The following is an 18,027-nucleotide window of genomic DNA, read 5'->3' on the forward strand; positions in this document are numbered from 1 at the left end:
AGTGTTTAACACTATCCTAATGATTAATATGTAATTTTATACATCCACTCATTTGGTATTTATATTGCTTTGGTTCCTAATGACCTTTTCAATATCATGGGAGTTACTAAATGAGTGAGCATGTCTGTCAGCAAGGGTGCCGTCATCATTCACATGCAGCGGATAACCCGGAAATCCAGCAAGAGTTTCAGGAAGGCCGGCGCGATTTTATGCGCGATTTTGCCGTTGGAGGCGTGCTAGCCTCTGCGGCAAGCCTGGGTATCAGCTCTAGTGCTTTTGGCCAGACCATGCCCAAGGCCGGAGCCTCCTCGGGACATGCCACCCATTACTATATTCCTGCCAGCGATAAAACCGTCAATTGGGGGTTTTTCAGTAAATCCCTGAAACCCGTCGCGGAGCTTGAGTCGGGTGACTTTGCCACCATGGAAACCCTGACCCACCATTCTAATGACGATGCATCGCTCATGATCAAAGGCGATCCTGGCGCCGAGAGTGTGTTTTATTGGGATAGCAAGCACAAGAATGTTGACCGGCGCGGCATAGGTCCGATGGATCACAAACTGGGAGCCGGCGGTGGCCTGGGCGTACATATCTGTACCGGACCGGTTGCGATCAAGGGGGCGCAGCCGGGAGACGTGCTGGAGGTGCGGATTGTTGATGTAGCCTTACGCCCGAGCGCCAACCCTGAATTCAAGGGCAAGACTTTCGGTTCCAATGTCGCCGCCAACTGGGGGTTTCACTATAACGACCTGATAGAGGAACCCAAGAAGCGCGAAGTGGTGACGATTTACGAGCTGGATGCCACGGGTGAGCGCAACTGGGCCCGGGCATTCTATAACTATCGCTGGACGCCGCAGACTGATCCTTTCGGCGTGGTGCACCCGATTGTCGATTATCCAGGCGTGCCTGTGGATCACAGCACCATCAGCAAGAATTACGACGTGCTGAAAAATATCCGCGTTCCGGTACGCCCGCATTTCGGCACCATGGGATTGGCGCCCAAGGAAGCCGATATGGTCAATTCCATCCCGCCCAGCTACACCGGCGGCAATATCGACAACTGGCGCATCGGCAAGGGGGCAACCATGTATTACCCGGTGTCGGTGCCGGGAGGCATGTTCTCGGTGGGCGACCCGCATGCCTCGCAAGGCGATTCTGAAATGTGCGGTACGGCGATCGAGTGCTCGTTGACCGGCACATTCCAGTTCATCCTGCACAAGAAGGCCGATCTTGCAGGCACCGCGCTGGCGGATTTGCAATATCCGTTGCTGGAAACCCAGGACGAGTGGGTATTGCATGGCTTCAGTTATGCCAACTATCTTGCCGAGCTTGGCGCAGATGCGCAGAACAGCATTTTCAGCAAATCCTCGTTGGACTTGGCGCTCAGGGACGCATTCCGCAAGATGCGGCATTTCCTCATGCATACCCAGCATTTGAGCGAGGATGAGGCGGTTTCACTGATGTCGATCGGGGTCGATTTCGGCGTCACCCAGGTCGTTGATGGCAACTGGGGCGTGCATGCCGTTGTAAAGAAAGGCATTTTCCCGGCACGTGATGCTTGACCCGGCGTATTGAAGCAGCCATACGGGAGCCCTGCTTTAGCAGGGTTCCTACTATGCTAGCCTTTGTAGGCAATCTCGCCGTTGACCAGCGTATAGCGCACCTTGCCCGCCAGCTCCAGGCCGTCAAAGGGCGTGTTCTTCCCCTGGCTCAGCAGGTTTGCCGCTTCGATTTTCCAGTACTGCTGAGGGTCGAAGATGCAGACATCGGCCTGGGCGCCCAACCCCAGGTGGCCTTGGCTGATCCCCAGGGTGGTAGCTGGCGCGCTGGTAATGCGCGCCAATGCCTCGACCAGGGCAACCTTCTGTTCTTCGGCCCATTTCAGCGTCAGCGGCAGCAGTAGCTCCAAGCCGGTCGCGCCTGCCTCTGCTTCGCCAAACGGTACCAGCTTGGCGTCGTCATCTACCGGTGCATGGTCCGAGCATGCGAGGTCGATAGTGCCGTCGGCCAGGCCTTGGCGCAGGGCATCGCGGTCGCGCTGGCTGCGCAATGGCGGCCGCAAGTGGCAGTTGGCGTCGAAGAAGCCGATGTCATGTTCGTTGAGATGCAGGTGGTTGGCGCTGACGTCACAACTAATCTGCAGGCCTCGCTGCTTGGCCTCACGCACCATGGCGACGCCTTCGGCGCTGGAAAGCCGGCATAGGTGCACCTTGGCCCCGGTTTCACGGACGATGTGCAGGATGGTGGCGAGCGCCAGGGTTTCCGCGGCCACGGGGATGGTCTTGAGGCCCAGGCGTGCGGCAACTTCCCCGTCATGCGCGACGCCGCCTTGCGCCAGGTAGGGCTCCTGCGGGCGCAGCCAGACGGTAAAGCCGAATGTAGCGGCATATTGCAGGGCGCGCCATAGCACCAGCGTATCGACAATAGGCGCGTCCGCCTGGGAAAAGCCGACGCAGCCTGCCTCGGTGAGTTCGCTCATTTCCGTGAGCTGCTTGCCGGCCAGTTGGCGGGTAAGCGCGCCCAGGGGATAGACATTGCTCAAATGCAGTTGCTTGGCGCGGTGCTTGAGCATTTCGACCAGGCCGGATTCGTCGAGCACCGGGTCGGTATCCGGCGGGCAGGCCAGGCTGGTGACGCCGCCGGCCACTGCGGCATGGAGTTCGCTCTTCAGCGACGCCTTGTATTCGTTTCCGGGCTCGCGCAGGCGGACCGAGACGTCCACCAGCCCCGGGCAGACAATCAACCCGTCGGCATCGATCACCTGGTCTGGCTTGAAGTCTGCTGGCGCGTTGCCTATGCCCGCAATCCTGCCATTGCTGACGTAAAGGTCTTGTACCGCATCGACATGGTGTCTTGGGTCGATCAGCCGCCCCTGCTTGATATGAATGTTCATTCGGAATTTCCTGCGAGGATGCTCATGACGGCCATGCGTACCGCAATACCGTAGGTAACCTGGGGAAGGATCACGGATTGCTTGCCATCGGCCACTGCGGAATCGATTTCCACACCGCGGTTCATCGGGCCCGGGTGCATGACGATGGCATCCGGCTTGGCGAGGGCAAGTTTCTCTGGCGTGAGCCCGTAACACTTGAAGTATTCCTGCGCGCTGGGCAGCAGCGCGCCATTCATGCGTTCGTTCTGCAAACGCAGCATCATGACGACGTCCACGCCTTTCAGGCCTTCGCGCATGTCATGGTGAACCTGCACGCCTAGTTTTTCCACGTGTTGCGGCAGCAGCGTCTTGGGCGCGATGACGCGGACCTCGGGCACGCCCAACGTAGTGAGCGCATGGATTTCGGAGCGCGCCACGCGGGAATGCAGCACGTCGCCGATCACGGCCACGCGCAGATTGTGCATGTCCGGCTTGTAGCGGCGGATGGTGAATACGTCGAGCAAGCCCTGGGTCGGATGGGCATGGCGGCCGTCGCCGGCATTGATGACATGGATATGCGGGGCGACATGCCGGGCAATGAAATGGGCGGCGCCGGATTCCGCATGGCGCACGACGAACATGTCGGCATGCATGGCGGTCAGGTTGTCGATGGTGTCGAGGATGGTTTCGCCCTTGGATTGCGAGGAAGTGCCCACATTCAGCGTGATGACGTCCGCGGAAAGGCGCTTGGCGGCGATTTCGAATGTCGTCCGTGTGCGAGTGCTGTTCTCGAAGAAAATATTGCACACGGTCTTGCCGCGCAGCAACGGCACTTTTTTGACCTCGCGCTCGGCCACGCCGACGAAGGACTCGGCGGTATCCAGTATCTGGTTGAGGATGGCGCGGGGCAGGCCTTCTGTCGTAAGCAGGTGCTTGAGCTTGCCGTCCTTGGTCAATTGAGGGTTATGCATCAGGCACTGGCCTCCAGGCTGAATTGGAGTTGATGGTGTTCATCGCGGGATAATTGCAGTTTCTGGTCGATGGGGATATCGAGTTGCAGCGCGGCAACCTGCGGGCAGATCGGCAGCTCGCGGCCGCCGCGGTCCACCAGCACGGCCAGGCTGATGCTGGCGGGCCTGCCGTAGTCGAACAGCTCGTTCATGGCGGCGCGGATGGTGCGCCCGGTGTAGAACACGTCGTCGATCAGGATGATGTGGCGCTCTTCGACGTCGAACGGGATTTGCGATGGCCGCGTATCCGCATGCAGGCCGCGCTGGTTGTAGTCGTCCCGATAGAATGAGCTGTCGAGCATGCCCAGTTCCAGCGAACAGTCTGGATGGGATGCTTGCAGCCGGGGGAAAAGCCGTTCCGCAATCCATGCGCCGCCGCTGTGGATGCCGACGATGGCGGTTTTCGGCTGGATGAATGGGGCGAGTTTCTGCTCCAGCGTCAGGAGCAGGGCTTCTGCATCGGGCAGTTGGGTGTTCGATATCATGAGGCAAGTCCGTCAAAATAGGATTGCAGTATATGTTGCGCAGCGACCTGGTCCAGCATTGGCTTTTGCTTGCGCCCGCTGATGCCGCTTTGCTTGAGCGCCTGGCTGGCCTCTGCTGAGCTCAAGCGCTCGTCGACCAGCGTCACGGGCAAGCTGAAGCGGCCTTCGAGGCGGCGTGCAAACTTGCGGCATAGCTGGGTTAGCGCGTGTTCGTCGCCATTGAGGTAGCTTGGTAGGCCCACGACTAAGCTTACTGGCTGCCACTCCTCGATCAGGCTGGCAATGGTGGCGAAGCGTTTGTCGTTGGCTTCGGCATCGATGGTCGCGAGCGGATGGGCGATACCGAGCAGGTGTTCGCCTATTGCCACGCCGATGCGTTTCTCGCCGAAGTCGAATCCGAGCACGCAGCCCTGCTGGCCGACAGCCGGCTCAGGCATGCCCGGCTTCCTCCGCGAAGCGGGCGAAATCAAGCCCCAACAACGCCATGGTGGCTTGTACCTTTTCTTCTGCAGGCAGGCCGAACAACAAGTGGTTGCGTTGTGCGGGCGTCGCCTCTACCGTCAGCCAGGCATTCTGCCCAAGCTCCTGTTCCAGTTGGCCTGCCGACCAGCCGGCATAGCCGAGACTGACCAGGAACTGGTCGGGGATATGGCCTTCGGCAACGGCTTGCAGGATGTCCTTGGAGGTGGTGAGGCCGGTATCGCCGTCGATGCTGAGGGTGGAGTCCCAGTCTTCCAGCGGTTGGTGCAGGACAAAGCCGCGATCCAGCTGTACCGGGCCGCCGAAATATACCGGCCGATCTGTAAGATCGCTAGAAAGCGGCAGGTTCAATTGCTTGAACAGGGCCTGCAGCTTCATATCGATGGGACGGTTGATGACAATGCCCATGGCGCCATCGGCATTGTGTTCGCAGATGAAAGTCACCGACTTTGCAAAATAGGGGTCGGTCATGGCGGGCATGGCAACCAGAAACTGACCAGTGAGATTAACATTTTCCACGCTGCTATTATCTCACATAACGATTCTCACATCATGGCTCGCATCAGCCGGTCAGGGCGTCTCGACGTAGCCGGTAATTTCCAGGCCGAAACCGACAATGCTCGGCATCTTGCGCGGCGCGGCCAATAGCTTCATTTTCTTCACGCCGAGATCCAGCAGGATTTGCGAGCCTATGCCGTAGTTGCGCAGGTCCTGGCGGAGGCGCACCGGCTCGTCGGCAAACTTGATGCGTTCCACCAGGTCTTCCGCATTTTCGCCATTGTGCAGCAACACAACGACGCCAGCTTCGGCCTCCTGGATCTTGCGCATTGCCTGCAAGGTGTTCCACGAATGTGAGCGGCTACTTTCGTCGATGAGGTCAAACACGGAAAGCGGCTCATGAACGCGTACCAGGACTTCCTTATCGGGAGTGATCTCGCCCTTGACCAGCGCCAGGTGGGTTTCCTTTGCGATCATGTCGGCATAGGCAATCAGGCGCATCGGGCCGTACGGCGTAGTGACTTCACGTTCTGCGGCGCGCTTGACCAGGCACTCGTTCTCGTTGCGGTATTGGATCAGGTCGGCGATGGTGCCGATCTTGAGCTTGTGCTGCTTGGCGAATTCAATCAGGTCCGGCAGCCTGGCCATGCTGCCATCCTCCTTGAGGATCTCGCAGATGACGGACGCAGGCGTGAGCCCGGCGAGTGCGGACAGGTCGCATCCCGCCTCGGTATGTCCGGCGCGTACCAGCACGCCGCCGTTCTGCGCCGCCACCGGGAATATGTGGCCGGGGCTGACGATGTCGGCTGGTTTCGCATTCGGGGCTACAGCTGCCTGTATCGTCCTGGCGCGGTCACTGGCGGAGATGCCCGTGGTCACGCCCGTGGCAGCCTCGATGGAGACGGTAAAGTTGGTGCCCATGCCGCTGCCGTTCTTCTGCACCATCGCAGGCAGGTTAAGCTGCCTGCAGCGCTCTTCGGTCAAGGTGAGGCAGATCAGTCCGCGGCCATGCTTCGCCATGAAGTTGATATGTTCGGCAGTGGTGAACTGGGCGGCGAGCACCAGGTCGCCCTCGTTTTCGCGGTCCTCTTCGTCAACGAGGATCACCATGCGCCCTTGGCGCATTTCTTCAATGATTTCTATGGTTGGGCTGATCATGATCTATGTAAAGGGTAAATGCTGATGCGGAAAGTTCAGGCTGGAATGTCGCTCCATTGCGTCATGCGGTCCACATAACGGGCAATCAGGTCTACTTCGAGATTGACGCGGCTGCCCACGCCCAGGCCTTTCAAGGTCGTGACTTCAACCGTGTGCGGGATGAGGTTGACGTTGAAGTCGTCGCCATCTACATGGTTGACAGTCAGGCTGACGCCGTCAATCGTAATGGAGCCCTTCACCGCAATATAGCGCGACAATAGATTCGGTGCCCTGACGGCTAGCAGCATGCTCTCGCCGACCGGTTCAAAGCGGATGACCTGGCCTACGCCGTCCACGTGCCCGCTGACCAGGTGGCCGCCGAGGCGGTCGGAAAGCCGCAAGGCTTTTTCCAGGTTGACCTCGCGCAGCGTGTCCAACCCGACCGTGCATGACAGGGTTTCCTTGGAAACATCCGCCTCGAACGTGTCCGTCCCCAATGTGACGACGGTCAGGCATACGCCATTGACCGCGATGCTGTCGCCAATCGCGACATCCTGCAGGTCGAGGCTGCCTGTATCGATAACGAGCCTGGCATCGTCGCCGTGGGGGATGATGGTCTTGATATGGCCTTGGGCCTGAATAATGCCGGTAAACATAGATCAATTCTAGCAGACGCACGCGCGGTATTGGCGGAATTTTGTTCGGAAGCTAAACGCTTCCCATGCGTTGATTTCGACTTGTAAAGTCTCAATAAAATTAACTACTTATTTTGATGAGCCAGAGATTAGTCCGATGGTACTAATTAGTCCAGACGTACTAAATGCAAAAAATGAAATCATCCGTATACTGCGCTCCAGTATCAAGCGAGACAAATAAGTCCGTATCCATTTTCAAGAAGACTGTTTGTCGATTACGGCGCAGTAAAAATATTAGAGAAGGGGATGTAAGAATGTTGAATTTCAAGGGGACGATTGTAAGCGCACTGCTGATTGGTGCATCCATTATCAGTCAGGCTGCATTTGCAACACCATCTGCCGGTATTGAAGCTACGCTCACCGGCTACGAGTTTTCCAGCAAGAAGGACGTGGTTGATGTAAACGTCAACCTCAAGGGCTCAGGCTTGTTCGGCTGGTGGGGCGGTGCATCGGGCGATGTTGCAGCAGGTGCGTATTCCGGTACCTGGAGCAATGGCGATTCTTTTGCCGCGTTCTGCGTTGAGCTGACCCAGAACTTCAGGGCATTCGGCAAGTCCGCGACCTATACCGAAGGCACTTTCAGCTCCACTGTAGAAAGCAACCTGACCAACCTGGCCAACAAGTATTATTCCTTTGTCGATGACGCGATTTCTTCTGCTGCCTTCCAGGTCGCTGTATGGGAAATCGTCAGCGAAAAGTCGAATAACCTTAACTTGGACAAAGGCAAGTTCGAGGCTGATCCGGTATGGAACGGCTTCTTGTGGTTCAGCAGCTATGATGCGGAATCCAAGGCAGCGATTTCACTCGCCAAGACTTGGCTTGCTGGCGTCACCGACGACAGCGTGCTGGCTACCGGTGACTACAGCCTGACCTACCTGAAGAACAAGAACTACCAGGATCTGGTTGTGTTCACCGCAGTCGCGGCAGTGCCTGAGCCAGCGACATACGGCATGTTGCTGCTTGGCATGGGCGTGGTGGCGTTCGTTGCACGCCGTCGCCGTGCCAATACCATCCGCTTCTAAACAGCACTAGGCATCAACAAAAGCCCTTCCGATAATGGAAGGGCTTTTTTATTGGTCAATCATGCTCAATGCTGTACTTGAGTCCCTTTCACGCTAGAATGCGGCATGGCATTTTTCAGACAACTTCCCTTCGAGCTTTTTGTCGGCTTGCGCTATACGCGGGCAAAAAGACGTAATCACTTCATTTCCTTTATTTCACTCACCAGCATGGTCGGCATCGGGCTGGGCGTGGCGGCCTTGATCGTGGTGCTCTCGGTTATGAACGGATTTCAGGAGGAGTTGCGCAGCCGCATTCTCGGCGTGGCCTCCCACTTGCAGATCACCGGCCCGAACAACGTGCTGGAGGATTGGCGCGGTCTGGAGCAAAAGGTGGACGTTGCTCCCCATGTGCAGGCCGCAGCGCCATACGTCATGGCGCAGGGCATGCTCTCGTTCGGACAGGCCGTGCAAGGCGCGATCATTCGTGGGGTGCTGCCCGATGCCGAGGACAAGGTGGCGGAGCTGGGCAGCCATATGCGGGCGGGACAGTTAAGCAATCTCAAGCCGGGAGAGTTCGGCGTGGTGCTGGGCTCCGAGCTGGCCCAGTCCCTGGGCGTGGTGCTGGGCGACAAGGTCGTATTGATGGCGCCGCAGGGCCAGTTCACGCCGACCGGCGTGGTGCCGCGCATCAAGCAGTTCAAGGTGGTCGGCCTGTTCGAGATCGGCATGTTCGAATACGACTCCGGATTGGCGCTGATCCATCTCGACGATGCGGCCAAGCTGTATCGCATGGGCGAGAACGTCTCCGGCGTGCGCCTCAAGCTGGATGACCTGTTTAACGCTCCCGCCGTCGCCCGGCAGCTGGGGGAGCGCTTGATGGGGACCGGCAACTACTATATTAGCGACTGGACGCAGCAGCATGCGAATTTCTTCCGCGCCATCCAGATGGAAAAGCGCGTGATGTTCATCATCCTAGCCCTGATTGTCGCGGTTGCCGCCTTTAATATCGTCTCCACCCTGGTGATGGCGGTCACCGACAAGCGCGCAGACATCGCCATCATGCGCACCTTCGGCGCCAGCCCAAGCAGCATCATGCAGATATTTATCGTGCAGGGCGCGCTGATCGGCGTGATCGGGACAGTGGTCGGCGCGTTCTTCGGCGTATTGATCGCCCTCAATATCGATACGATCGTGCCATTTATCGAGCGCATGCTCGGGGTGCAGTTCCTAGCCAAGGATGTGTACTATATCAGCGACCTGCCATCCAGGCTGCTATGGTCCGATGTGACGGTGATCGTGGTCTTGTCTTTCGTGCTGAGCCTGCTGGCGACGCTTTACCCAAGCTGGCGCGCTGCCAGGGTCAACCCGGCGGAGGCGTTGCGTTATGAGTAATCCCACTATCCTGCAATGCGTTGACTTGCAGAAAACCTATACCGGCCTCGATGTCGCGGTGCTCAACGGCATCAGCCTGCAAGTGGATGCCGGGGAGCAGATCGCCATTGTCGGCACTTCAGGTTCCGGCAAAAGCACCTTGCTGCACTTGCTTGGCGGCCTGGATGAGCCAAGCGCCGGCAGTGTGCAGGTAATGGGCAAGCCGCTGGCGGCATTGAGCGAAGCCGAGCGGGGAGAGTTGCGCAACCAGGCGTTGGGCTTCGTCTACCAGTTCCACCACCTGTTGCCGGAATTCACCGCCCTGGAGAATGTGGCGCTGCCATTGATGATCCGGCGCCTGCGGCGGGATGAGGCATTGGAGCAGGCAAGGGATGTGCTGGTGAAGGTCGGGCTGGGCCACAGGCTGGAGCACATGCCGGGCGAGCTTTCCGGCGGCGAGCGGCAGCGTGCCGCCGTGGCGCGGGCATTGGTGACCAGTCCGCGCTGCGTGCTCGCCGATGAACCTACCGGCAACCTCGACCGGCATACTGCCGAGGGCGTGTTTGACCTTTTGCTTGCATTGAACCGCGAGCAGGGCGTGGGCCTGGTCGTCGTCACCCACGATCTTGAGCTGGCTGCGCGCATGCAGCGGCAATATCGTCTTCAAGATGGCAGGTTGCACGCCATCTGACTAGGTGACTGAAGATGCCCGCGTTCGCACTGACATTTGTAGCCGGTGCCTGGGTATTGCAGCAGTTGCCGTGGCTTCCATCCCTGTCCTGGGGATGGGGCCTGATTCCCTTGATTCTTCTCTTCTATTGCTTCCGTACGCAGCCGGTTATCTGTCACATGCTCTTGGCGGTGCTGGGGTTGGCGTTCGGCTTCTGCTGGGCGGCATGGCTGGCCCATGGCCGGATGGCGGATGAGCTGCCTCCCGAGTGGGAGGGGCGCGATATTGCCATCGTCGGCGTGGTGGCAAGCCTTCCCGGTATGCATGATCGCGGCGAACGCTTTGATTTCGACGTCGAGCAGGTCCAGACGCCGGGGGCGGTCGTACCTAGTCGAATTTCCTTGATCCAGTATGCAGGCGGGTTTTCGCTGGAAAATACTGCACCCAAGACGCAGAATGCCGATATGCCGCGTTTCCATGCAGGGGAGCGCTGGCAATTGACGGTGCGGCTGAAACGACCACACAGCACCTCCAATCCGTATGGATATGATTTCGAGCTATGGATGCTGGAACGCAACATCCGCGCTAGCGGTTACGTACGGCAGTTGCCTGCCGCTGTGCGCCTGGACGCGCGGGTGCACAGGCCTGCTTACTGGGTGGACGTGGTGCGGGAGTCGGTCAGCCGGCGCATGGCGGATGTGTTGCAGGGTCGGCCTTATGCCGGCGTGTTGAAGGCATTGGCAATCGGCGAGGATGACGCCATCAGCCAGCAGGACTGGCAGGTATTCCGCCGCACCGGCATCATCCATCTTGTCAGCATCTCCGGCCTGCACATCACCATGTTGTCGGGGATGGTGTATGCGCTGGTGTTCGGCATCTGGCGGCGGGTGCCGTACTGGACGCTGCGCTGGCCCGCACGCAAGGCCGGGCTGGTCGCGGGAGTGGTGACGGCGGTGGCATATTCGCTGGTGGCAGGGTTTTCCATCCCGACACAGCGTACCTTATATATGCTGTCGGTCATTGCATTGGCATTCTGGTCGGGCCGGCGGGTATCTATCGGCAGGGTCTTGCTACTTTCCTTGCTGGTCGTTATATGGATCGATCCCTGGGCCGTGCTTGCCACCGGGTTCTGGCTTTCATTCGGCGCGGTGGCGGTGATGGCCTATGCGCTGGGCGGACGCCTGCAAAAGCCGCACTGGCTGCGGGATGCCATATTGACGCAATGGGCCGTGACCATAGGCTTGATGCCGGTCTTGCTCATGCTGTTCGGGCAAGTGTCCCTGATTTCCCCGCTTGCCAATGCGTTTGCCATCCCGCTGGTCAGCCTAGTGATTGTGCCGTTGACCTTGCTAGGCAGTTTCCTGCCGCTGGACTCCTTGTTGTGGCTTGCACACTGGATCATGCAGCTTGCCATGGCGCTTTTGCTGTGGCTGAGCGAATTGCCTTCGGCGGTATGGCAGCAGCACATACCATCGGTCTCCGCTATGATGTTGGCCGTGGCTGGCGTTGCCTGCCTGTTGCTGCCGCGAGGGGTGCCGTTGCGATGGCTGGGGTTGGCCGGCATATTGCCGTTGTTCCTCGGGATGCCTCCTGTGCCTGCGCCGGGAGACATGCGGGTTGCCGTGCTGGACGTGGGGCAAGGGCTGGCTGTCGTGGTCAATACCCAGCACCATGTGTTGCTGTATGACACCGGTCCGAGATTCTCCAGTGAAAGCGACAGCGGCAACCGGGTAATCGTGCCCTACCTCAACGGCATGGGAGTCAAGCGCCTTAACGGCTTGGTTGTGAGCCACGACGACCTCGATCATACCGGAGGCATGGGCTCGGTAATTGCCGCCATGCCGGTCGACTGGGTGCTCAGCTCGCTGCCGCAGGAAAAGCCAGAACTGGGGCAGCTTCAGCATTCGCCATGCCGGGCCGGGCAGAAGTGGCGCTGGGACGGCGTCGATTTTGAAATGCTGTATCCCGCCAATGCAGCCAACTTGCCTGCCGGAGTCAAAACCAACAACCGCAGTTGCGTACTGCATATCCGCAGTGCCGCCGGGACATTGTTGCTGCCGGGAGACATTGAGCGCTCCGCCGAGGCCGACTTGCTGGATGCGGCAGGGCAAGGCATTGCTGCGGATGTGCTGGTGGCGCCGCACCATGGCAGCCGCACTTCTTCCACGCCAGAGTTTGTAGCGGCAGTCAAGCCGCAAGCCGTGATTTTCACTGCAGGCTACCGTAACCGCTTCCGCCATCCCCGGCATGATGTCATGGCAAGGTATGCAGCCGCCGGAGCCAGCCTGTACCGCTCCGACCATGATGGTGCGGTGCTGCTGGATTTCGAGCAGCATCGCGGGATTGCCATCACCCGCTGGCGGGAAAAATCACAGCGCTACTGGTACAACTGGCCTGCTGGTTTTACATCGCCTTCCCTTGCTGAAACCGGCAACGCGCGATAAAGTAACGCCACTTTACAGAACATCTTAGGGGCAATTTGTGTGGGAAATCATTAAAGCGGCAGGATGGCCGATCTGGCCGCTGATCTTTGCTTCAATCGTCGCAGTAGCCATTATCATCGAACGCCTGATCGCCTTGCGCGAACAGCAGATTGTCCCCAAGGCCTTGCTGCCGGAAGTGCAGAACTGGCTGGGGCAGGGCCGTGCTGGCGTGACGGCGGAAGCCCTGTCCAGGCTGGAGAAGCATTCCATGCTGGGCACCGTGTTCGCGAGCGCGCTGAAGAATATGGGTGCGCCGCGCGAAGTGATGAAGGAGGCGGTGGAGGAGTCGGGTCGTGCCGTGGCGCACAGGCTGGAAAAGTACCTGACCACCCTGGGGACGATTGCGACGGTAGCGCCGTTGCTTGGCCTGCTCGGTACGGTGATCGGGATGGTGGAACTGTTTGGCGCCTTTACCGCAACTGGCCATGACGTCGCGCAGTTCGCCCGCGGCATTTCCGTCGCGCTCTACAATACCGCTGGCGGTATCGTGGTGGCCGTGCCGGCCATGATTTTCTACCGATATTTCCGTGGCAAGATTGACGGCTTCATCGTCGAGATGGAGCAGGAAGCAGTCAAGCTGGTCGAAATCATCCATGGTGAGCGCAAGGAATGAATTTCCAACGAGGTAAAAAGCACGAAGATCTGGAAATGAATCTCGTGCCCTTGATCGACGTGTTGCTGGTGATCATCATCTTCCTGGTGGTGAGCGCGACCTTCTCTCGCGTCACGGAACTGCAGATCAATCTGCCGACCGCCGAGGCGGAAAACCCGCAGGACAAGCCATTGGTCATCAATGTCGGGGTCGATGAGTCAGGCCACTACGTCATCAATAACAAGGATGTGGCAGACGCTTCCGTGGCTGGTATCGCGGATGCCTTGAAAAAGGCTGTCGGCGACGGCAAGGACCCCACCATCATCATCAGTGCCGATGCCAAGAGCAGCCACCAATCGGTGGTCAATGTGATGGAAGCATCGCGCCAGGCAGGGTACAGCCAGATCACCTTTGCAACACAAGCACGTTCTGGTTCTTGAATTTAAAAAGTATTTATCATGTCCAAAAATGCACTTGGGAAGGCTGACGCCTCCGTGCAAAGTGCGCGGGTTCTATACCTGCGCCTTCTCAAATATGCAGCGCGCTACTGGCTGGTATTCCTGATCAGCATCATCGCGCTGGTGACTTTCTCCGCGACCAATACCGGATTCCTCGCCACCATCAAGCTGGTCACCGACGAAGGTTTCGTCAACCAGGATTCGAACAAGCTGCACCTGCTGCCATTCATGTTGTTTGGATTGCTGGCAATCCGCGCATTGGCAGGGTTTATCTCCAATTTTGCCATGCGCTGGGTGGCCAGGCGCGTGGTGGAGAATCTGCGCCAGGACACGTTCCGCCGCTTGATGAGCCTGCCGGTGAGTTTCTTTGACGCTGTTTCGGCCGGCGTGGTGACTTCCAAGCTGACCTACGATACCGAGCAGATGGCGGGTGCCGCGACCAAGGTTGCCATGAGCGCCGTGCGTGATACGCTGACCATTATCGGCATGGTGGGCTACATGCTCTACCTTGATTGGCAGCTCACCCTGATTTTTGCCGTCGTGGCCCCGGCCATGGCATGGTACCTCAAGAGCATGACGCCAAGGTTGCGCAGCTCGGGCAAGGCAGTGCAGCAAACTATGGGGGAAATGACCCAGGCGGTCGAAGAAGCCGTTTCCGGCCAGCGTATGGTAAAAATCTTTGGCGGCGGCGACTACGAATATCAGCGTTTCGCCAAAGTCGCGGGCAAGAACCGCCATATGCAAATCCGCCTGGCGCGTTTTTCCGGCATGAACAGCATGGTGGTCGAGTTGCTGGCAGGCGTGGCTTTGGCCTTGGTGGTGTTTTATGCCGTGGGCAAATTCAGTGCCGGCGAATTTGCCGCTTTCATCGGCGCCCTGCTGATGCTGATCGGGCCGGTCAAGACACTGACCAGCCTGAATGAAGAATTGCAGGTAGGCTTGGCAGCCGCGCATAGCGTGTTCGAGCTGATCGACAGCGTTCCGGAAGTCGATGAAGGCGGCGAGGAAGTTGGCCGTGCCAAGGGCGGCATTGTGTTCGAGAATGTGACATTGCAATATCCTTCCGCAAAACGTCCGGCCTTGCTTGATCTCAATTTCACGGTCAAGCCGGGCGAGAAAGTCGCCTTGGTCGGCCGTTCCGGCGGCGGCAAGACCACTCTAGTCAACCTCCTGCCACGTTTCTATGAGGCGCAACAGGGCCGTGTGCTGATCGACGGTATCGATATTCGCAAGATGAGCCTGAAAAGCCTGCGCCAGCAATTTTCACTGGTCAGCCAGGATGTCATCCTCTTCAACGATACCGTATTCAACAATATCGCCTACGGCGTGTTGCGCAATGCCAGCGAGGAGGAAGTGATCGCTGCCGCCAAGGCGGCGCACGCCTGGGATTTTATCCAGCAATTGCCCAACGGCCTGCAGAGCGAAATCGGCGATCGCGGCGTGCGCCTTTCCGGCGGCCAGCGTCAGCGCCTGGCTATTGCGCGTGCGATTCTCAAGAATGCTCCTATCCTGTTGCTGGATGAAGCGACATCCGCACTGGATACCGAATCCGAGCGTCATGTGCAGGCGGCGCTGGACGAACTAATGCAGAACCGAACCTCAATTGTGATTGCCCACAGGCTGTCGACCATAGAAAACGCGGATCGTATCCTGGTGATGGAGCAAGGGCAGATTATCGAAGGGGGAAGTCATGAAGAGTTGTTGGCTTTGGGCGGGCATTACGCCAAGCTTTACCAGAAACAATTTCATTAATAGTCCCACTAGGAGTTGTTGACAATGGGCCAGTCATTCAGCCGATGGCTGGAGCGCCAGTGGTACCAACGTACCGGCTGGCAACTTGTTCTCCGGCCGTTTTCTTGGCTTTTCTGCATCTTGACCGCATTGCGCAGGCTGGCTTACCGGTTTCGCTTGCTCAAATCCCTGAAATTGCCGGTCCCCGTCATCATCGTCGGCAATATCAATGTCGGCGGTACGGGCAAGACGCCCTTTGTCATCTGGCTGGTACAGCAGTTGCGGCAAAACGGCTGGTATCCCGGCATCATCAGCCGCGGATACGGCGGCAAGTTGATCCATACCCATCAGGTCACGAAAGACAGCCTGCCCCAGGAGGTGGGTGACGAGCCCGTCTTGCTGGTTCAACGGACCGGCCTGCCTTTATATGTTGGCCGTAAGCGCACCCGGGCCGCACGTCACTTGCTGAGGGATTATCCGGAGTGCAACCTCATCATTAGCGACGATGGCCTGCAGCATTATGCGCTCGAGCGCGACATGGAAATCGTCATCATCGATGGCGAGCGCATATTCGGTAACGGGCAGTTGTTGCCTGCGGGGCCGCTGAGGGAATCTAGCGCGCGCCTCGAGGGTGTGGATGCGGTCGTCTTCAATAGCGGGCCGCCTGCTGCCGGCGGTTATCTCATGCATCTTATGCCGGATGATCTCCGCAAGCTCAACTCTCCCGAGGAGCGCATGGCGTTGACCGAACTCATCGGCAAACACGTGCATGCCGTAGCGGGGATCGGCAATCCGCAGCGGTTCTTCGGTCAGCTGGAACAAATGGGCCTGATCGTTGAAGCGCACCCTTTCCCGGATCATCATGCCTATAGCGAGGATGATTTCCAGTTTGCCAAGGATGACATCGTCCTCATGACGGAAAAAGATGCGGTCAAGTGCACCGCGTTTGCAAGGGAGAACTGGTGGTTCATGCCCATCACCGCCGAGATAGACCGTGCGCTTGCAGAAAAAATACTAGCGCGCCTGACGCGACTTATAGAAAAGGAAATTTGATCGATGGATGCGAAACTGCTTGAAATCCTGGTATGCCCGATTTGCAAGGGGCCTCTGCATTACAAAAAAGCCGAGCAGGAGCTGATCTGCAAGCCTTGCCGACTGGGTTACCCCATACAGGACGGCATTCCTGTCATGCTGGAGGATGAAGCGCGTAAGCTGCCAGCCGAAGAAGAGGTTAAGTAATGTCGTTCAAGGTGGTGATCCCGGCTCGCTATGCCAGCAGCCGATTGCCAGGCAAACCGTTGCTTGATATTGCCGGCAAGCCGATGGTTGTGCGGGTCATCGAACAGTCTCTCGCAAGCGGCGCGACCGAAGTCGTCGTTGCAACAGATCATGAGCGCATTCAAGAGGCCGTGTCGGGTTATGGTTATGAGGTGGTCATGACCAGGGCGGATCATGTGTCCGGTACGGATCGAATTGCCGAAGTGGTGCAGCAGCGCGGCTGGAGCGATGACACGATTGTCGTCAATGTGCAGGGGGACGAACCGCTGATTGATCCGCTATTGATCGGGGAAGTCGCTGGCAACCTCGCCACCCACGCTGAAGCCTCCATGGCAACTGCGTGCCATGCCCTGCATGACACGCCATCCATCCTGAACCCCAACATTGTCAAAGTCGTCCTCGATCAACAAGGGCACGCACTCTATTTCAGCCGTGCTCCCATTCCTTACCCCAGGGATGCTTTTGCCGCCAACCAGGATATTCCTGCGGATATGCCTATCTACCGACATATAGGTATTTATGCGTACCGCGCCGGATTCTTGCAAGCATATGCAGCGCTGGCGCCTTCCGCGATTGAGCATTTTGAATCGCTGGAACAATTGCGTGTGCTTTGGCACGGATACAAAATCAGTGTCGAAATCACAGAAAAAGCGCCGGCGAGTGGCGTGGATACAGAAGCTGACCTTGCTTACGTACGCTCTGTCGTGATCAGCAACGAAAATAAGCTGCTGTGATTTTGATGCTAAGCGATTGATTGCAAGAAAGAACGGCGTTCGGCACTCAAATGTCCCACAGTGAATCCTCAAAAATACGTTGACATTGAAGTTTTGGGTTTGCTATAGTTTCACCTCTCGACGCAACACGAATCTAACGAAATGGGTTGCGGCGACATCGGTCGCGGGGTGGAGCAGTCTGGCAGCTCGTCGGGCTCATAACCCGAAGGTCACAGGTTCGAATCCTGTCCCCGCAACCAAACAAAGCAAGTTTTACAAATTGGTGTTGACATATAAATCCTGATCTGTAAAATGCGCGGCTCGCTGAAGTGAGGTGGTGCGGAGAAGGTGGTAGCGAAATTGATTGAGTAAATAAATTTCGAAACTAGCTTGACCTGGTTTGAAAGGTCTGTATAATGCGCCCTTTCGCTGAATTCGAAACGAATTGGCGGCGAGTAAAAAGAAGTAACCTGCTCTTTAACAAAACGAACAACCGATAAGTGTGGGTGCTTGTAGGTGAGTGCAAAAGATACATAGTTAAATATGTATCCGA

19 protein-coding genes and 1 tRNA gene are annotated in these 18,027 nt (G+C 57.9%); 12 read left to right on the forward strand and 8 right to left on the reverse strand.

Features of this window, described 5'->3' with window-relative positions:
* Window positions 1–110 precede the first annotated feature (110 nt).
* Window positions 111–1,562, forward strand: a complete 1,452-nt coding sequence (locus ACW4YW_RS13215; RefSeq protein WP_457137978.1) for an acetamidase/formamidase family protein — start codon at window positions 111–113, stop codon at window positions 1,560–1,562.
* Between the two features lie 56 nt (window positions 1,563–1,618).
* On the opposite strand, the gene ACW4YW_RS13220 is transcribed toward ACW4YW_RS13215, so the two are convergent.
* From ACW4YW_RS13220 to ACW4YW_RS13250, 7 genes are read right to left on the reverse strand one after another with little or no spacing between them, the layout of a single operon-like run.
* On the reverse strand, window positions 1,619–2,893 hold the full coding sequence (locus ACW4YW_RS13220; RefSeq protein ID WP_457137979.1) for a dihydroorotase: 1,275 nt from the start codon (window positions 2,891–2,893) through the stop codon (window positions 1,619–1,621).
* On the reverse strand, window positions 2,890–3,843 hold the full coding sequence (locus tag ACW4YW_RS13225; protein WP_457137980.1) for an aspartate carbamoyltransferase catalytic subunit: 954 nt from the start codon (window positions 3,841–3,843) through the stop codon (window positions 2,890–2,892). Before ACW4YW_RS13225 ends, ACW4YW_RS13220 begins: the two co-directional genes overlap by 4 nt.
* Window positions 3,843–4,367, reverse strand: a complete 525-nt coding sequence (pyrR, locus tag ACW4YW_RS13230) for a bifunctional pyr operon transcriptional regulator/uracil phosphoribosyltransferase PyrR (RefSeq protein WP_457137981.1) — start codon at window positions 4,365–4,367, stop codon at window positions 3,843–3,845. The genes ACW4YW_RS13225 and pyrR overlap by 1 nt, the downstream gene beginning before the upstream one ends.
* Window positions 4,364–4,804 carry a Holliday junction resolvase RuvX gene (ruvX, locus tag ACW4YW_RS13235; RefSeq protein WP_457137982.1) on the reverse strand — a complete coding sequence of 147 codons (441 nt, stop codon included), beginning with the start codon at window positions 4,802–4,804 and terminating at the stop codon, window positions 4,364–4,366. The genes pyrR and ruvX overlap by 4 nt, the downstream gene beginning before the upstream one ends.
* Complete coding sequence (locus ACW4YW_RS13240) at window positions 4,797–5,366, reverse strand: YqgE/AlgH family protein (protein WP_457137983.1); 570 nt, start codon at window positions 5,364–5,366, stop codon at window positions 4,797–4,799. The genes ruvX and ACW4YW_RS13240 overlap by 8 nt, the downstream gene beginning before the upstream one ends.
* A 51-nt stretch (window positions 5,367–5,417) precedes the next feature.
* Window positions 5,418–6,503 carry a bifunctional 3,4-dihydroxy-2-butanone-4-phosphate synthase/GTP cyclohydrolase II gene (gene ribBA, locus ACW4YW_RS13245; RefSeq protein ID WP_457137984.1) on the reverse strand — a complete coding sequence of 362 codons (1,086 nt, stop codon included), beginning with the start codon at window positions 6,501–6,503 and terminating at the stop codon, window positions 5,418–5,420.
* 35 nt (window positions 6,504–6,538) lie between these two features.
* A complete protein-coding gene (locus ACW4YW_RS13250; RefSeq protein WP_457137985.1) occupies window positions 6,539–7,138 on the reverse strand; it encodes a riboflavin synthase in 600 nt (199 codons plus the stop codon).
* Between the two features lie 293 nt (window positions 7,139–7,431).
* Between ACW4YW_RS13250 and ACW4YW_RS13255 the strand changes: the two genes are divergently transcribed.
* From ACW4YW_RS13255 to ACW4YW_RS13305, 11 genes are all read left to right on the forward strand, one after another.
* Window positions 7,432–8,199, forward strand: coding sequence for a PEP-CTERM sorting domain-containing protein (locus tag ACW4YW_RS13255; protein WP_457137986.1), 768 nt, complete (start codon window positions 7,432–7,434; stop codon window positions 8,197–8,199).
* Between the two features lie 105 nt (window positions 8,200–8,304).
* On the forward strand, window positions 8,305–9,570 hold the full coding sequence (locus ACW4YW_RS13260; protein WP_457137987.1) for a lipoprotein-releasing ABC transporter permease subunit: 1,266 nt from the start codon (window positions 8,305–8,307) through the stop codon (window positions 9,568–9,570).
* Entirely contained in the window at window positions 9,563–10,240 is a 678-nt protein-coding gene (gene lolD, locus ACW4YW_RS13265; protein WP_457137988.1) for a lipoprotein-releasing ABC transporter ATP-binding protein LolD, read from the forward strand. Before ACW4YW_RS13260 ends, lolD begins: the two co-directional genes overlap by 8 nt.
* Window positions 10,241–10,254: 14 nt before the next feature.
* Entirely contained in the window at window positions 10,255–12,663 is a 2,409-nt protein-coding gene (locus ACW4YW_RS13270; protein ID WP_457137989.1) for a DNA internalization-related competence protein ComEC/Rec2, read from the forward strand.
* Between the two features lie 37 nt (window positions 12,664–12,700).
* Complete coding sequence (locus tag ACW4YW_RS13275; protein WP_457137990.1) at window positions 12,701–13,315, forward strand: MotA/TolQ/ExbB proton channel family protein; 615 nt, start codon at window positions 12,701–12,703, stop codon at window positions 13,313–13,315.
* Window positions 13,312–13,734 carry an ExbD/TolR family protein gene (locus ACW4YW_RS13280; protein WP_457137991.1) on the forward strand — a complete coding sequence of 141 codons (423 nt, stop codon included), beginning with the start codon at window positions 13,312–13,314 and terminating at the stop codon, window positions 13,732–13,734. Before ACW4YW_RS13275 ends, ACW4YW_RS13280 begins: the two co-directional genes overlap by 4 nt.
* 18 nt (window positions 13,735–13,752) lie before the next feature.
* Window positions 13,753–15,504: a lipid A export permease/ATP-binding protein MsbA gene (msbA, locus tag ACW4YW_RS13285; protein WP_457137992.1), complete on the forward strand. Its 1,752-nt coding sequence runs from the start codon at window positions 13,753–13,755 to the stop codon at window positions 15,502–15,504.
* A gap of 24 nt (window positions 15,505–15,528) precedes the next feature.
* The gene (lpxK, locus tag ACW4YW_RS13290) at window positions 15,529–16,536 is read left to right on the forward strand and encodes a tetraacyldisaccharide 4'-kinase (protein ID WP_457137993.1); all 1,008 of its coding nucleotides are present in this window, start codon (window positions 15,529–15,531) and stop codon (window positions 16,534–16,536) included.
* A 3-nt stretch (window positions 16,537–16,539) separates the two neighbouring features.
* Window positions 16,540–16,722: a Trm112 family protein gene (locus ACW4YW_RS13295; RefSeq protein WP_457137994.1), complete on the forward strand. Its 183-nt coding sequence runs from the start codon at window positions 16,540–16,542 to the stop codon at window positions 16,720–16,722.
* Window positions 16,722–17,495 (forward strand): 3-deoxy-manno-octulosonate cytidylyltransferase, encoded by a 774-nt coding sequence (gene kdsB, locus ACW4YW_RS13300; RefSeq protein ID WP_457137995.1) that lies wholly within the window; start codon window positions 16,722–16,724, stop codon window positions 17,493–17,495. Before ACW4YW_RS13295 ends, kdsB begins: the two co-directional genes overlap by 1 nt.
* 162 nt (window positions 17,496–17,657) lie before the next feature.
* Window positions 17,658–17,734 (forward strand) — tRNA-Met (locus ACW4YW_RS13305).
* Here ACW4YW_RS13305 and ACW4YW_RS13310 read toward each other — a convergent pair.
* Window positions 17,705–18,027: hypothetical protein (locus ACW4YW_RS13310; protein ID WP_457137996.1), on the reverse strand; the 323-nt coding region annotated here is incomplete at its 5' end. The genes ACW4YW_RS13305 and ACW4YW_RS13310 overlap by 30 nt on opposite strands.

The sequence above is a fragment of the Methylobacillus pratensis genome (assembly GCF_054072455.1).

Excerpts from the sequence above, each read along its gene's own strand:
- ACW4YW_RS13215 (WP_457137978.1), top strand. The coding sequence starts at position 111 with ATGAGTGAGCATGTCTGTCAGCAAGGGTGCCGTCATCATTCACATGCA.
- ACW4YW_RS13220 (WP_457137979.1), bottom strand. The coding sequence starts at position 2,893 with ATGAACATTCATATCAAGCAGGGGCGGCTGATCGACCCAAGACACCAT.
- ACW4YW_RS13225 (WP_457137980.1), bottom strand. The coding sequence starts at position 3,843 with ATGCATAACCCTCAATTGACCAAGGACGGCAAGCTCAAGCACCTGCTT.
- pyrR (WP_457137981.1), bottom strand. The coding sequence starts at position 4,367 with ATGATATCGAACACCCAACTGCCCGATGCAGAAGCCCTGCTCCTGACG.
- ruvX (WP_457137982.1), bottom strand. The coding sequence starts at position 4,804 with ATGCCTGAGCCGGCTGTCGGCCAGCAGGGCTGCGTGCTCGGATTCGAC.
- ribBA (WP_457137984.1), bottom strand. The coding sequence starts at position 6,503 with ATGATCAGCCCAACCATAGAAATCATTGAAGAAATGCGCCAAGGGCGC.
- ACW4YW_RS13250 (WP_457137985.1), bottom strand. The coding sequence starts at position 7,138 with ATGTTTACCGGCATTATTCAGGCCCAAGGCCATATCAAGACCATCATC.
- ACW4YW_RS13255 (WP_457137986.1), top strand. The coding sequence starts at position 7,432 with ATGTTGAATTTCAAGGGGACGATTGTAAGCGCACTGCTGATTGGTGCA.
- ACW4YW_RS13260 (WP_457137987.1), top strand. The coding sequence starts at position 8,305 with ATGGCATTTTTCAGACAACTTCCCTTCGAGCTTTTTGTCGGCTTGCGC.
- lolD (WP_457137988.1), top strand. The coding sequence starts at position 9,563 with ATGAGTAATCCCACTATCCTGCAATGCGTTGACTTGCAGAAAACCTAT.
- ACW4YW_RS13270 (WP_457137989.1), top strand. The coding sequence starts at position 10,255 with ATGCCCGCGTTCGCACTGACATTTGTAGCCGGTGCCTGGGTATTGCAG.
- ACW4YW_RS13280 (WP_457137991.1), top strand. The coding sequence starts at position 13,312 with ATGAATTTCCAACGAGGTAAAAAGCACGAAGATCTGGAAATGAATCTC.
- msbA (WP_457137992.1), top strand. The coding sequence starts at position 13,753 with ATGTCCAAAAATGCACTTGGGAAGGCTGACGCCTCCGTGCAAAGTGCG.
- lpxK (WP_457137993.1), top strand. The coding sequence starts at position 15,529 with ATGGGCCAGTCATTCAGCCGATGGCTGGAGCGCCAGTGGTACCAACGT.
- ACW4YW_RS13295 (WP_457137994.1), top strand. The coding sequence starts at position 16,540 with ATGGATGCGAAACTGCTTGAAATCCTGGTATGCCCGATTTGCAAGGGG.
- kdsB (WP_457137995.1), top strand. The coding sequence starts at position 16,722 with ATGTCGTTCAAGGTGGTGATCCCGGCTCGCTATGCCAGCAGCCGATTG.